General features: G+C 70.4%; 14 protein-coding genes. 7 read left to right on the top strand and 7 right to left on the bottom strand.

Features of this window, described 5'->3' with window-relative positions; genetic code table 11:
- Positions 1-12: 12 nt before the first annotated feature.
- Positions 13-1,686, bottom strand: coding sequence for an RIO1 family regulatory kinase/ATPase (locus ACJ8AT_RS26335; RefSeq protein WP_407740622.1), 1,674 nt, complete (start codon positions 1,684-1,686; stop codon positions 13-15).
- Positions 1,687-1,880: 194 nt separating this feature from the next.
- On the opposite strand from ACJ8AT_RS26335, the gene nagZ reads away from it, so the two are divergent.
- Positions 1,881-2,981 (top strand): beta-N-acetylhexosaminidase, encoded by a 1,101-nt coding sequence (nagZ, locus tag ACJ8AT_RS26340; protein WP_407740623.1) that lies wholly within the window; start codon positions 1,881-1,883, stop codon positions 2,979-2,981.
- A gap of 15 nt (positions 2,982-2,996) precedes the next feature.
- On the opposite strand, the gene ACJ8AT_RS26345 is transcribed toward nagZ, so the two are convergent.
- The 3 genes from ACJ8AT_RS26345 to ACJ8AT_RS26355 form a co-directional block, all read right to left on the bottom strand.
- Positions 2,997-3,344, bottom strand: coding sequence for a hypothetical protein (locus ACJ8AT_RS26345; protein WP_407740624.1), 348 nt, complete (start codon positions 3,342-3,344; stop codon positions 2,997-2,999).
- Positions 3,345-3,446: 102 nt separating this feature from the next.
- Entirely contained in the window at positions 3,447-3,809 is a 363-nt protein-coding gene (locus tag ACJ8AT_RS26350; protein WP_407740625.1) for a hypothetical protein, read from the bottom strand.
- A 138-nt stretch (positions 3,810-3,947) separates the two neighbouring features.
- Positions 3,948-5,336 (bottom strand): sensor histidine kinase, encoded by a 1,389-nt coding sequence (locus tag ACJ8AT_RS26355; RefSeq protein ID WP_407740626.1) that lies wholly within the window; start codon positions 5,334-5,336, stop codon positions 3,948-3,950.
- A gap of 261 nt (positions 5,337-5,597) precedes the next feature.
- Between ACJ8AT_RS26355 and ACJ8AT_RS26360 the strand changes: the two genes are divergently transcribed.
- On the top strand, positions 5,598-5,912 hold the full coding sequence (locus ACJ8AT_RS26360; RefSeq protein ID WP_407740627.1) for a ubiquitin carboxyl-terminal hydrolase 14: 315 nt from the start codon (positions 5,598-5,600) through the stop codon (positions 5,910-5,912).
- Positions 5,913-5,945: 33 nt separating this feature from the next.
- On the opposite strand, the gene bcp is transcribed toward ACJ8AT_RS26360, so the two are convergent.
- The gene (gene bcp / locus ACJ8AT_RS26365; RefSeq protein WP_407740628.1) at positions 5,946-6,527 is read right to left on the bottom strand and encodes a thioredoxin-dependent thiol peroxidase; all 582 of its coding nucleotides are present in this window, start codon (positions 6,525-6,527) and stop codon (positions 5,946-5,948) included.
- 51 nt (positions 6,528-6,578) lie between these two features.
- A complete protein-coding gene (locus tag ACJ8AT_RS26370) occupies positions 6,579-7,103 on the bottom strand; it encodes a hypothetical protein (protein WP_407740629.1) in 525 nt (174 codons plus the stop codon).
- 53 nt (positions 7,104-7,156) lie between these two features.
- Between ACJ8AT_RS26370 and ACJ8AT_RS26375 the strand changes: the two genes are divergently transcribed.
- The gene (locus ACJ8AT_RS26375) at positions 7,157-7,798 is read left to right on the top strand and encodes a hypothetical protein (protein ID WP_407740630.1); all 642 of its coding nucleotides are present in this window, start codon (positions 7,157-7,159) and stop codon (positions 7,796-7,798) included.
- Positions 7,799-7,828: 30 nt separating this feature from the next.
- On the top strand, positions 7,829-8,569 hold the full coding sequence (locus ACJ8AT_RS26380) for an acyltransferase family protein (RefSeq protein WP_407740631.1): 741 nt from the start codon (positions 7,829-7,831) through the stop codon (positions 8,567-8,569).
- A 10-nt stretch (positions 8,570-8,579) separates the two neighbouring features.
- On the opposite strand, the gene ACJ8AT_RS26385 is transcribed toward ACJ8AT_RS26380, so the two are convergent.
- Entirely contained in the window at positions 8,580-9,905 is a 1,326-nt protein-coding gene (locus tag ACJ8AT_RS26385; protein ID WP_407740632.1) for a response regulator, read from the bottom strand.
- 98 nt (positions 9,906-10,003) lie between these two features.
- On the opposite strand from ACJ8AT_RS26385, the gene ACJ8AT_RS26390 reads away from it, so the two are divergent.
- The 3 genes from ACJ8AT_RS26390 (at position 10,004) to ACJ8AT_RS26400 (ending at position 12,957) form a co-directional block, all read left to right on the top strand.
- Positions 10,004-10,372 carry an MXAN_6627.5 family MYXO-CTERM protein gene (locus ACJ8AT_RS26390; RefSeq protein ID WP_407740633.1) on the top strand — a complete coding sequence of 123 codons (369 nt, stop codon included), beginning with the start codon at positions 10,004-10,006 and terminating at the stop codon, positions 10,370-10,372.
- A complete protein-coding gene (locus ACJ8AT_RS26395) occupies positions 10,372-11,412 on the top strand; it encodes a methyltransferase (RefSeq protein ID WP_407740634.1) in 1,041 nt (346 codons plus the stop codon). The genes ACJ8AT_RS26390 and ACJ8AT_RS26395 overlap by 1 nt, the downstream gene beginning before the upstream one ends.
- Before the next feature lie 90 nt (positions 11,413-11,502).
- Positions 11,503-12,957 (top strand): UbiA family prenyltransferase, encoded by a 1,455-nt coding sequence (locus ACJ8AT_RS26400; RefSeq protein WP_407740651.1) that lies wholly within the window; start codon positions 11,503-11,505, stop codon positions 12,955-12,957.
- Positions 12,958-12,964 lie beyond the last annotated feature (7 nt).

Here is a 12,964-nt window from a genome sequence, read left to right on the forward strand (position 1 = left end):
GGGGCGGGTGAATCAGGGCTCTTCCGTGGAACCCCCCGAAGGGGCTCCCGCGTTTCGGGACACGTAGGTGACGACCGGAGCGGTGCCGCGCCGTGGAGCCCCACCCTGACGCGGAGGGCGCCCGCCACGAGGCCCTGGAGGCTCAGCGTTGCGAGGCGCGGCCTCTGGACGGGGGCCTCTCGGGGGGCGATCTCCTCCTCGGTGGCCCGGCCCTCCCGCCGCGGATTGAGGCTGTCCTCCGTGCTGAGGAGGCCCACCTCGGCGATGACTGCCGCGATGCGCGGGGTGCCCACCCTGCTGCGGGTGGGGGGTTCCACTGTGCGGAGCATGGCCGCCGTGCTGAGTATGGCCGCCGTGCTGGGCGTGATTGCCCTGCTGCGCGTGCTCACGGGTGGGAGCATGCCCGCCGTGCGGAGCGTGCTCACGGGTGGGAGCATGCCCGCCGTGCGAAGCCTGTCCACCCTGGGGGGCATGACCTCCCTGCGCAGCAGTGCCCCCATGTCGAGCGTTCGCGGCGGGCGGAGCATGGCCGCCGTTCCGAGGATGTCCCCCGCGCGACGGACCCTGGCCCCCTGCATGAGGCGGCCGCCCACCGTGCGGAGCCCCCGGCTTCCCACCCGGAGCCCCCGGCTTCCCACCCGGAGCCCCCGGCTTCCCGCCTCCGTTCGGACGCCCGGGGTGATGGCCGCCCCGAGGACCGCCTCCTGGGCCGCCTCGGTGCGAGCGCTCTCCGCCCCGTGCATTCTTCGCGAGCTGGGCCACCTTGGGACGCTCGCCACCGCCCTGGCGCAGCAGGGCGAACTCGTCCTCCACCTCGGGAGCCGCGGCCGCGGGCGCTTCGTGAGCCTCGGCGTGTGGGCGCTCGCGGGGAGGAAGGGGCCGCCCCTCTGCCTGAGGCCTGCCACCTGGACGGCCTCCGGCCCGAGGACCGCGCGCATCCGGCATGCCGCGGCCGCTCGGCTCGAAGTCCGGCGTCAGCTCGCGGCGCACGTAGGCCCGCCAGATCTCCGACGCATCTCCCGCTCGTCCCAGCAGGCTCCGGTCGTAGCCCGCGAAGAACTGGAGCAGGTTGTCCACGTCCCGCTTGAAGAAGAACTCCGCCTGGCTGTTGGCCGCCGCGGCGACGGTCTGCGGAAAGTCGATGATGGTGGGGCCGCTGGCGCCGAGCAGGATGTTGTAGGGGCTCAGGTCGCCGTGGATGAGATCGCAGCAGAGGATCCTCACGGCCTGCTGCCGGAGATCCCGATAGAACTCCACCGCGAGCTCCGGGGTGAGCAGCGCGTCAATCAGGCGCGGCGCGGGCTGGCCCTCCGTGTCCACCACCAGCTCCATGAGCAGCACGCCCTCGTAGAACATCACCGGCGCGGGCACTCGGACGCCCGAGGTGTGCAGCTTGGAGAGCGCGTCGGACTCGGCGGTCTTCCAGGCCTCCTCCTCGGCCTCCTGGCCGAAGCGGCTGCCCTTCTCCATCGCTCGCCGGGTGCGGCTGTTGCGCACCAGCCGCCCTTCCTTGTAGCCAGCGTTGTTCTTGAAGTTGCGCTGGCTGCGCTCCTTGTAGATCTTCGCCGCCACGTACTGGCCGCCGTGCGTGGCGATGTAGACGTCCGCCTCTTTACCGCTCTTGAGGCGGGCGACGACCTCATCAATCACGCCATCGGCGAGGAGGACTTCAAGCGCTGCGTGCATAGTTGACCGGTGTTTACCATGTGGAACCCGTTGCTCGTTCTACCTCCTGGGTTCCGTTTCGCTCCCATCCTACGGTGGAAAGGGCCGCGAATCAGGAGGCATCTCCTCGCCCGCCCCCCCGCTGGGTTGGCTGCTTCACTCCTGGGGTAGAAAGCCTTGGAATTCCAGGCGAACGCCGGGGATAAGGTGGGCCCGTGACGACCGCCTCCGCCCTCTACCGAGACTGTGCCCGCCTCTTCATGGTGGGCTTCCCCGGCCCCCGTGTGGATCCCGAGTTCGCCTCGCTCATGGACGACGGCATCTTCGGGGCCATCCTCTTCAAGCGGAACGTGGGCACCGCGCAGGAGACCGCCACGCTGTGCCGGGAGGTGAAGCAGCGCGCGGGCAGGCCGTTCATCCTCTCGGTGGACCAGGAAGGGGGACGGGTGGCCCGGCTGCGCGGCGCTCCGTTCACCGCCCTGCCCTCCATGCGCGAGCTGGGGCAGCGCGGCACCGAGGCCACCGCCGAGCGCGTGGGGCGCCTGCTCGCGCACGAGCTGCGCGCGGTGGGCTTCGACTGGGACTTCGCGCCCGTGCTGGATGTGGACACCAACCCCGCCAACCCCGTCATCGGCGACCGCAGCTTCAGCCGGGACGCGGAGGTGGTGGCGAGGCTGGGCGTGGCGCTCGGGCGCGGGCTGGAGGCCGGCGGCGTGGCCTCCTGCGGCAAGCACTTCCCCGGCCACGGAGACACCACCACGGACAGCCACCTCACGCTGCCCCGGCTGCCGCATGATCTGGAGCGCCTGCGCCGCGTGGAGCTGGTTCCCTTCCGCGCCTTCGGCCAGGCGGGGCTCGCCTCGCTGATGACGGCGCACGTGCTCTTCGACGCGATTGAACCGGGCGTGCCCGCCACCATGAGCCACAAGGTGCTCCACGGCGTGCTGCGCCAGGAGCTGGGCTTCGATGGCGTGCTCGTCAGCGACGACCTGGAGATGAAGGCCATCGCGGACCACTACTCGGTGGAGGAGGCCGCCGTGCTGGGCACCCTGGCCGGCGTGGATCTGTTCCTCGTGTGCCACCGCTGGGACGTGCAGCGCAAGGCCATCGAGGCGGTGGTGAAGGCGGTGGAGTCCGGCCGCATCCCTCGCGAGCGCATCACCGAGGCTCACCGGCGCCTCAGCCAGCTCGAGGCGCGCTTCGCCCACCCCCCCGAGGACCGGGTCGCCACGCTGGGCAGCGCCGAGCACCGCGCGCTGGCCCAAGGCCTCGCCAGCACCTTCGCCGGGAAGGACCCGACCGAGGTGCTGACGTAGCCCGGCTCCGCGGCCTCACTGCTTCGTGTTGGAGCGCTCGCCGCTGGGCATCTTCAGCCGCTGATCAGCCTTGCGATTGCCACCGGACTCCCTGAGCTGCGGCTGCGGCTCGGCGGGCAGCGGGGAGATCAGCGGGCTCTCGGCCGGGCTCGAGTAGCCAGGAGCGCCGATCGCCTGCTGTTGCCCCGCCCGAGGCAGGCCCGAGCCGCCCGTGCCGGTCGTCTCCACCTTCTGCGCCTCGTTGACGTTGCCCTCGTAGCTGCTGCCCTCCTTCGGGATCTTCCTGTCGCACGCGGGAGTCAGCAGCGCGGTCGAGACCAGCGCGCCCAGCAGCGCCCACCGTCGGATGTTCCTGTCAGTCATGTGCATTCCCCTCAGCTCCAAGTGCGGTCCTAGAGGGATGGGCACCCCTTCATGGCCCGTGAACCCAGCAGACGGGTGAGGTGCGCTCACCCGCCCGCTCGGTCACCGAGCCTGGAGGCCACTGCCGCCGATGCCCAGAGCGGACTCGGAGGTCGAGGGCGCGGGCCGGCCCGTCACATCCACCGGCAGGCTGCGATTGAGCACGCCCTGCTTCTCGGGCGTGCGCGGGTCGATGCTCGAACCCAGCTGCGCGATGGTGCCGTTGTAGCCCCGGTCCGGCGAGTACTGGAACCGCTGGTAGAAGCCAGCAGGCTCGTGGCGCACCTCCGTGGCGAGGATGCTCTGCGGGGGATCATCCGGCCGTCGCCCGCCCGTGGTGGGGAGCTTTCCGCACCCCACGCCCAGCAGGGCCACCGCCGCCAGCCCGCCCAACGCCTTCCATGCTCGAAAGCCGCTCTGTCTCATGCCCACCCCCCGAGGGACACACGAGCCCCCCTTTGCCTCAAGGGATGAGCACCCTCCCGCGCTCCCACCACCCACCGAGCAGCGGCTCCACCGCGAGTCAGTCCGTGCCTGGGGCCAGCAGGCGAGCTTCCCCTCGGCTCAGTGAGGCAGCTCTGGCTTGAGGGGCAGCTCCACGCGGAAGCGGGTCTCTCCGGGCTTGGAGCGGAGCAGGCAAATGCGCCCCCCGTGCCGGTGCTCGATGATGCGCAGCGAGATGTCCAGCCCCAACCCCGTCCCCTCCCCCAGGGGCTTGGTGGTGAAGAACGGCTCCCAGATGCGCTCCTGCAGCTCCTCGGGGATACCGGGGCCGTCATCGGTGATCTCGACGTGCACCTCGTCTCCGCGCCGGCAGGTGCTCACGTGCAGGTTGCCCCGGTCCTTCATGGCGTCCAGGGCGTTCTCGATGAGGTTGGTCCACACCTGCGCGAGCTCGCCACCGAGAGCCCACACCTTGGGCAGCGAGGTGTCGTAGTCGCGCGTCACCGTCGCGCCGCCGCGCAGCCGGTGAGCGAACATGGCCAGCGTCGCCTCGAGCCCGGTGTGCACGTCCACCTCCTGGAGCGCGCCTGGATCCATGTACGTGTACTGCCTCACCGAGGCGATGAGCGAGGTGATGCGATCGGCGCTCGCCTCCACCACGTCTCCGAGCTGCGCCAGCGAGAGCGTGGTCTCCAGCCAGCCCAGCCCGGCCGGGAGCGCTGGTCCGTCCAGCACGGCCCCGAGCTCCTCCAGGTGCGTGAGGTTCACCCCCGCGCTGGCGAAGATCGAAGCGCGTGAGAAGGCCTGACGCATCCCGTGGTCTCCCAGCCACTCGATCAGATCGTCTTCCCGATCGCTCCGGGTCTGCGCATCCAGCATCGGGGCGGGGGCCACGCGCAGGGCCTGGAGCAGCTCCATGAGCGCCTTGCGCTGAGGATCCGTCAGCCGGCAATCCTGCGTGAGCCCCCGGTGCTGGGCGGCCAGACAGTCCTCTCGGAGCTGCTCGGCCGCGCGTCTCGCGGCGGCGGCGGGGTTGTTGAGCTCGTGCGAGAGGCTCGCGGCGAGGCGCCCCAGCGTGGCCCACTTCTCCTGCTGGCGCAGCTGGGCCTCGAGCTCCTGCCGGCGTGCCGCCAGGGCTCGCAGGGCGAACCTCGCCAGGGGCGTGCCCTCGGCCAGCATGCGCCGAAAGACGCCGGCCTCCACCTGCAGCACTCTCGCGGGCTTCACCGCCCGGGCAGTGGCCTCCATGGGCTCACCCGACAGCAGCGAGAGCTCTCCGACGAACTCTCCCTGCCGGTGAACGGCGAGCAGCTCCTCCGCGTCTCCCGAGCGCCGGGTGATGCGGAGCTCGCCCGAGAGGACAATGAAGATGTCGGAGTCGAGCTCGCCTTCGGCGAAGAGGGTCTCGCCCGGCTGAAGGGCGCGGACCCGTCCTTCGCGCTCGGCCTCCTGGATCACCTCCGGTGGGAAGGAGGAGAAGAGGCGGGTGTCGATGGAGTCATGCAGCATGGTCAACCGCCGGCCCGTAGCTCTCTCACGCGCTGTCGCACTCACAAGGGGGTGATATCCCTGGAGCACTACAGGGGAAAGCAAGCGAGGAGCCGGGCTCGCGGCGATCCGTTCGCTTCGGCCTGGCAGATGCCTGCCTCCTGGACGAGGAGCACCGCCGCGCAGCCATGCGGGCAAGCAGCCTCGCGGACTGGCTCATCGCTACCCTTGAACTCAGGGAGCGCGTGGGCAGGGAGCAGCGCGCCTCCAGGAGACCTGGCCATGAGCAACATCCCCGAGTGCACGCACCTGGACAGTATCGCGAACGTTCAACCCAGCACCCGGCGGGGCTGCGAGGACTGCCTGCGCATGGGCGGAAGCTGGGTGCACCTGCGCATGTGCCTCGCCTGTGGCCACGTGGGGTGCTGTGACTCCTCGCCAAACCGGCACGCGACCGGGCACTTCCATCAATCCAGTCACCCGCTCATCCGCTCCCTGGAGCCGGGTGAGGACTGGGGCTGGTGCTACGTGGATGAGGTGGAGCTGGAGGGCTCGGAGCTGCGGCCCTCGTCTCCATCCCACACGCCCGGACCGTAACGGCTGGTGAGTGACGGCTGACGCCTCCGGGGCTCAGCGGCTCCGAGGCTCGGCCTTCTTCGCGGGCGCCTTCTTCGCGGGCGCCTTCTTGGCCGCGGCCTTCTTCGCGGGGGCGCTCTTGGCGGCAGCCTTCTTCGCGGGCGCCGAACCTCCACCTGTCAGCGCGGAGAGCACCTCGCTCACGTGGCCGTTCACCTTCACCTTGGGCCACACCTGCTTCACCTTCCCCTTTGGATCAATCAGGAACGTGGAGCGGATGATGCCCATGAACTTGCGGCCGTAGTTCGACTTCTCGCCCCAGGCGCCGTACGCCTCGGCCACCTTGTGGTCCGGGTCCACCAGCAGCGGGAACGGCAGGTTGTACTTGGTGATGAACTTCTGGTGGCGCTTCGCGTCGTCCGGCGACACGCCCAGCACCACCGCGCCGGCCTTCTCGAGCGCCGAGTGCTCGTCGCGGAAGTTGCACGCCTCCACCGTGCACCCCGGGGTGTCATCCTTCGGGTAGAAGTAGAGGACGACGTTCTTCCCCGCGAGCTGGGAGAGCGACACCGTCCGTCCGGAGTGGTCCGCGAGCTGGAAATCCGGCGCCTGGCTGCCGAGTTGAGGGATGGGCATGGCCCCTCTGCTAGCGCCCTCCCCCGGCTCGCGCAAGCACTACGTTGCAGGTCACCTCTGGCGCTCCCTCCCTAACTCCGGCCCGCCGACGGTTTCGTGCTCCTCTCCGCCTTCTCCGGGCGGGTGCGCCGTCGCCTCCAGGCGGACCAGCTTCTCCCGGCAGGCGTCGAGCTGCTGCCGCACCTGGTCCCGCCGCTCCTCCTTCTCCATGCCCATGAGCCGGGCGAGCTTCTCGCACTCGGCGCGCTGTTGGACCACCGCCTCCACGTCCGGGCCCACCAGGCCTCCCGGGGTGGCCAGCGGCCGGGGAGGCAGCTTGCCTCGGAGCGCTCGCAGCGCCGCGATCCGGATGTCCGCCTTGGGCCGGGCCTTCGAGTCCTTTGGAATGGCGTCATAGGCGGCAATCACCGCGTCCCAGGCCGGGTCTCTCGGAGGAACCCCGCGCTGGACGAGCTCCGAGTACTGGGCCTCGGCCTTGGCGAGCTGTTCAGGCCCCTTGTCACAGCCCGGCAACACCAGCAGGCCCAGCGCGCACAGGAGGGCGGCAAGGCGGCGATGCGAAGAATTGGAAACCATGGTCTCTCCCATGCTGGCCACGTAAGCGGCGGACGGGTAGGGTGCGCCGCCAAGTGTCTCCTACCTTCTTCGCATTCGCCGTCGGTCTCGGCCAGGGTTTGCTCCACGCGGTGGGGCCGGACCACTGCGCCGCCATGGCCACGCTCAACACCCTGGGCGAGGGCCGCCGCCGAGCCGCGATGCGAACGGCGCTGCGCTTCGCCTGTGGGCATGCGGCCGTGCTGGGCGGGGTGGCCACCGTCTGCCTGCTGGCCGGGGTGGGCCTGTCCGAGGCCTTCGAGCGCTGGGCCGAGGTGTTCGGCGGCGGAGTGCTCATCGCGCTGGCCGTCACGGCGCTCCTGTTCCCCAACAGCCTGCGTCACGGCCACCCGCACCTGCCCGGCCACACCGAGGATCCCCACTCGCACGCCCACGAGGGCGTGAGCACCGCGGCGGGCGCCCTCATGGCCGTGAGCGGAGTGCGCTCGCTGCTGCTGGCGCTGCCTCCGCTGCTGATGGGCGGGAGCATGAGCCTGGGCGCGTGGAGCTACCTGCCGGGCTTCGCCCTGGGAATCCTCCTGGGCATGGGCGCCGTGGGCCTGCTCTTCGCCGAGGGCATGTCCCGCCTGGGCAGCCGGCTGGCCCTCTGGGTGCACCGCGCCGTCGCCGTGGGCTCCGGGGCGCTGGGCCTCTTCTGGATTGGCTCGCGGCTGTAGCCACCGTCGCGCTTGAGGATCTTTCCTCTCATGGCTGGCGAGCCCACGTTCAGTGATTCCCGCCTCGGGGAGCCTGCTCGCCACGCGCCCGGGTTGGACACGCTCCGGGCGCTCGCCATCCTGATGGTGGTCAGCTTTCACTATCCGCACGATGGGGCGCCGGAGTGGTTCGAGTCGGTCGCGCACTTCGGGTGGATTGGCGTTGATCTCTTCTTCGTCCTCAGCGGCTTCCTCATTGGCCGGCAGTTGCTGGCGCCCCTCGCGGTGGGGGAGCGGCCGCGGCTGGGCGTCTTCTGCATGCGCCGATTGATGCGGGTCGTCCCAGCCTACTGGGTGGTGCTGGCGGTCTACGCCCTCGTCCCGGATGCGCGAGAGCAGCCGAACCTGGCGCCGCTCTGGAGCATGCTCACCTTCACGCAGAACCTGAACCTGGAGGGCGGCGCGTTCTCCCACGCATGGTCCCTGTGCATCGAGGAGCAGTTCTACCTCGCGACGGAGGTGGGCTCGCGGTTCCTCGGGCGGGTGCCCGGAGCGCGGTGGCTGGCGAGCGTGACGTACTGCCTCTACCTCTCGCACAAGCTGGTGATCCATGCCGTGCATGGGGCGCTCGCGAAGTACGAGCTGGGCCCCTATCACCCCGTCACGCTGCTGGCGTCCGCGGCGTGCATCCTCGCCGTGGCCACGCTGCTGCACCTGGGAGTGGAGCGTCCCTTCCTCCGCTTGCGCGAGCGCTGGGCGCACCCTGCCCCGCGGCTCGCGGCTCAAGCGTGAGCCCGGCCGCCTACGTGCGCCGGTCCAGGATCCCCAGCGAGAGCATCGCCACCAGGAAGCCGTACACCACCTGCTCGGGCCGGTTGGCGTACGCCAGCAGCTCCGCCACCGTCCGGTTCCCGTCGATGCGCGGCAGCAGCTCCGCCTCCCAACGCTCCAGCTCCACCTCGTTCAGGTTGTAGGCCGGGGCCACCGCCGGGATCAGCCGATCCTCCGGCCGCAGCAACCTTCGCAGGCGCTCGGGCTTGTAGAGCTTCTTCACTCCGCGGACGATCAGGTTCGCCGGGTGCAAGTCCAACTTGATGGACTCGGCGGCCGCCTTCTCCTTGAAGCTCATCACGTAGGTGCCGTCCTCCCACGAGAAGAGCGAGTAGATGATCGCCTTCACCTGCTGGCCCACGTAGTACAGCCGCTCGGTGTCCTTCAGCAGCCCGCGCTCCACCAGCACGTCTCCCGTGCGCCGCTGCGTCTGCGTCGCCACCGTCGTCGCGTCCTGGAGCTGCTCGGGGCGAATCTTGCCCACCCGCACCAGGAACTGGCCGAACCGGTCCGACAGCAGGTTGGACAGCGCGAACACCGGCGTGCCGTGCTCGAAGTACACCACCTTCTTCACCTTGCCGCGCTGCACGCCCAGCTCGCCCGTCTCTCGCGAGAGGTAGAACGCCGTAATCAGCGAGGGTAGGTTGTCCGTCAGCTCGCCCCGGCGCAGGCCCGGCCCGCCCGCTCCCGCGGGCACCGGCTCCGCGGGCCGCCCCGGCGGAGGCGCTCGCACCACCGTCACCGGCCCCTTCTGCATCGGGTTGGCCGTGAGGTTGGCGCCGCGGATCTCCGCCGACAGGTTGCCGCCCCCCGTCACCTTGATGCGGCCGGTGAGCTCCATCGCGTCCTGCGGCCCCTCCTCCTCCACGTCGATGTCCAGCTCCACCTCGAAGGCGTCCGGGCTCTTGGCCGCGGGCGGCGCCTTCTTCTCCACAGGCACCAGCTTGGCCACCGCCTCGCGCAGCTTCTGCGCCTCGAAGGGCTTCTCGAAGTAGCCCGCCGCCGCGTACTTCTGCCGCGCCTCGAGGGCGTGCTTCCCACCCTTGAACACACCGGTGATGAAGATCAGCGGCAGCTGGGGCAGCTCCTTCCGGAGCGTGTCCGCCAGGTGGTAGCCCATCATGTCGGGCAGGAGGATATCGATCACCGCCGCGGCCAGAGGCTGCCCCCGAGCCAGCTCGACGGCCTGCCGGCCTCGGCTGGCAGCGGTCACCTCGTAGCCGGCATCCTCGAACAGCTGCGTGAGCAGGGACAAAAGTTCCTGGTTGTCGTCGACGACGAGGATTCGAGGGGCCATCGGTGGCCGTAACCTATCAAAACCCCGGGGCAGGATCAGGAAAGTCTGATCCCAAAGGGTGCATCCGGGCCGCCGGGCGGGTATAGGTTCAGCCCCCCATGACGCACCTCACCCCCTTGCGTACCTGCCTGCTTGCGATCCTGCTCGGCCTGGGCCTGGGAGCGCCGAGTCTGGCCTGGGCCCAGGATGCCGGCACCGACGAGGATGGAGGCGTCTCCACCCCGGATGCCTCGGTGGGCGGGGGCGGCGCCGATCGCGACAACCCCGAGGGGGACGACAACACGGGCCGCGTCGTCACCAACTGCCGCAGCAGCAATGACTGCTCCCCGCGCTTCAGCTGCGACGATGGCAAGTGCCGCTACACCGGCGTTCGCGACGCGACGCGCGTGGGATGCCTGCTCGGCCCCGAGGGCGCGCTGGTGCTGGCGGGGCTGGGGCTGGTGTCGGTGTGGCGGAGGAGGAGGTAGTGCGACTCGGCTTCCGGGCGGACAACCTGCTGGAGCGCGTGGCGAACTGGTTGAACCTCGCCCCGCTGCCCGTGGTGCATGTCTTCTTCGGGATGATGAGCTCCCGGACGATGATGGCCGGGGTGCGGCTGGGAGTGTACGCGGCGCTCGCGGACGGCCCCAGCACCGCGGAGGCCCTGGCCGAGCGGTTGAAGCTCTCCACCGAGGGCACGCGCGTGCTGCTGGAGGGCCTGGTGTCCTGCGAGGTGGTGAAGCGCAAGCGGGGCCGCTACTGGCTGGATGAGCGGGCGCGGCGCTGGTTGGATCCGCGCTCGCCGCAGTACATCGGCGGCTTCATCGAGTTCAACTACTCCCAGTGGGAGTGGTGGAGCCAGCTCGAGGACATGGTGCGCACCGGGAAGTCCGTGGACATCCACGGGTTTGCTCCGGAGGATCCGCGCTGGCGGGACTACATCCACGCCATGCACCAGCTGGCGCGGCTGGCGGCGCCGGAGGTGGCCTCGGCCATTGCGTTGCCTCGGGGCGCCAAGCACCTGCTGGATCTCGGCGGCGCGCATGGCTGGTTCGCCGCGGAGCTGTGCCAGCGCCACCGCGGGCTGAAGGCCACGGTGCTGGACTTGGAGGGCAGCGTGCGCGTGGGGCGGGAGATCATCGCCTCGGCGGGGCTGTCGCACCTGGTGACGCACCGCGAGGGCAACATCCTCACCGCCGAGCTGGGCGGCCCCTATGACGCGGTGCTGCTCTTCCAGGTGGTGCACCACCTGTCGCCCGCGCAGAACGTGGCGTTGCTGCGCCGGGTGCGCACCGCGCTGGCGCCCAAGGGGACGCTCGCCGTCCTGGAGTACCTGCGCGAAGAGGTAGAGGCGGAGCCGAGCGCCTCGGCGCTCATTGGCCTGCACTACTTCCTCACCTCGAAGGCGGCGGCGTACACCCCTGCCGAGATGGAGGGCTTCCTGGATGACGCGGGCTACCGCATCGTCCGCACGCAGCCCATCCGGCGCCTGCCGCTCCAGACGCTCATCCTGGCGCAACCGGAGTGAAGCCGCCTGCTCCCCCACCTGCGGGCCGGCAGCCCGCGCCAAATGGGTCCCGCGCCGGGGGCCCACTGCGGTAGCCTCCGGCCTTCCGTGATGTCCCCTGTCTCGCCCGCCCCAGCCTCGGACTCCGCCGTGGACGTGCCGCTCGTCGTCGATCTCGACGGGACGCTGGTGCGCACGGACACGTTGCACGAGAGCCTGCTGGTGCTCCTCAAGCGCAACCCGCTGCTGCTGGTGCTGGCGGCGCTGTGGATGCTCAAGGGCAAGGCGGCCTTCAAGGCGGAGGTGGGCCGGAGGGTGCGGCTCGATGCCGCGCGCCTGCCGTACAGCGAGCCGCTGCTGGCCTACCTCACCGAGGAGAAGGCGCGAGGCCGGCGGCTGGTGCTGGCGACCGCGGCGGACCAGACGATCGCCGAGGCGGTGGCGGCGCACCTGGGCCTGTTCGCCGAGGTGTACGCCAGCGACGGGGTGGTGAACCTCTCGGGGGCGCGCAAGCTGGCGAGGCTGAAGCAGGCGCACCCCGCGTTCGACTACGCGGGCGACGGAGAGGTGGACCTGGCGCTGTGGCGCGAGGCTCGCCGGGCGGTGGTGGTGCATGGCTCGCCGGGCCTGCAGCGGAAGGTGCGCGCGCTGGGCCGCGGCGAGGTGCGCGTGTTCGAGGCGCCTCGCACGGGCGTGCGCAAGTGGGTGAAGGCGCTGCGCGTGCACCAGTGGGCCAAGAACATCCTCGTCTTCGTCCCGGCGCTGGCGGCGCACAAGGGGCTGCACCTCGGGCTGCTGAAGGAGGCGGTGCTGGGCTTCGTGGCCTTCAGCCTGTGCGCCTCCAGCGTCTACGTGCTGAACGACTTGCTGGATCTGGACTCGGACCGGCAGCACCCGACGAAGCGCCAGCGCCCGTTCGCCTCGGGAGATTTGCCGGTGAAGGTGGGAGCGGTGCTGGCGCCCGTGCTGCTGGTGGCGGGCTTCTCCGTGGCGCTGCTCCTGCTGCCGCTGACCTTCTCCGCGCTGCTGGCCACCTACTATGTGGCGACGCTCGCCTACTCCCTGCACTTCAAGCAGGTGATGGTGCTGGACGTGCTGGTGCTGGCCGGCCTGTACACGGTGCGCATCTTTGGCGGCTCGCTGGCGACGGGGGTTCCCACGTCGAGCTGGCTGTTCACCTTCTCGATGTTCCTGTTCCTGTCGCTGGCGCTGGTGAAGCGGCTGTCCGAGGTGCGGCGGCTGCGGCTCTCCAACGAGGCGGCGACGCCGGGCCGGGGCTACCTGGCCAGCGACTACGAGCAGCTGGCGAGCCTGGGCGTGGCGGCCGGCTACATCTCCGTGCTGGTGCTGGCCTTCTACATCACCAGCAAGGAGGTGACGGTGATCTACGCCCACCCCGAGCGGCTGTGGCTGCTGTGCCCGGTGATGCTGTACTGGGTGAGCCGGGTGTGGCTGCTGGCGCACCGGGGGCTGGTGAACGAGGATCCGCTCGTCTTTGCGCTGCGGGACAAGGTGAGCTACGCGGTGGGGCTGGTGGCGGCGCTGGTGCTGCTGGCCGCGACGTGAGCAGGCT

The sequence above is a fragment of the Hyalangium sp. genome, assembly GCF_045802625.1.
Lineage (GTDB): Bacteria > Myxococcota > Myxococcia > Myxococcales > Myxococcaceae > Hyalangium.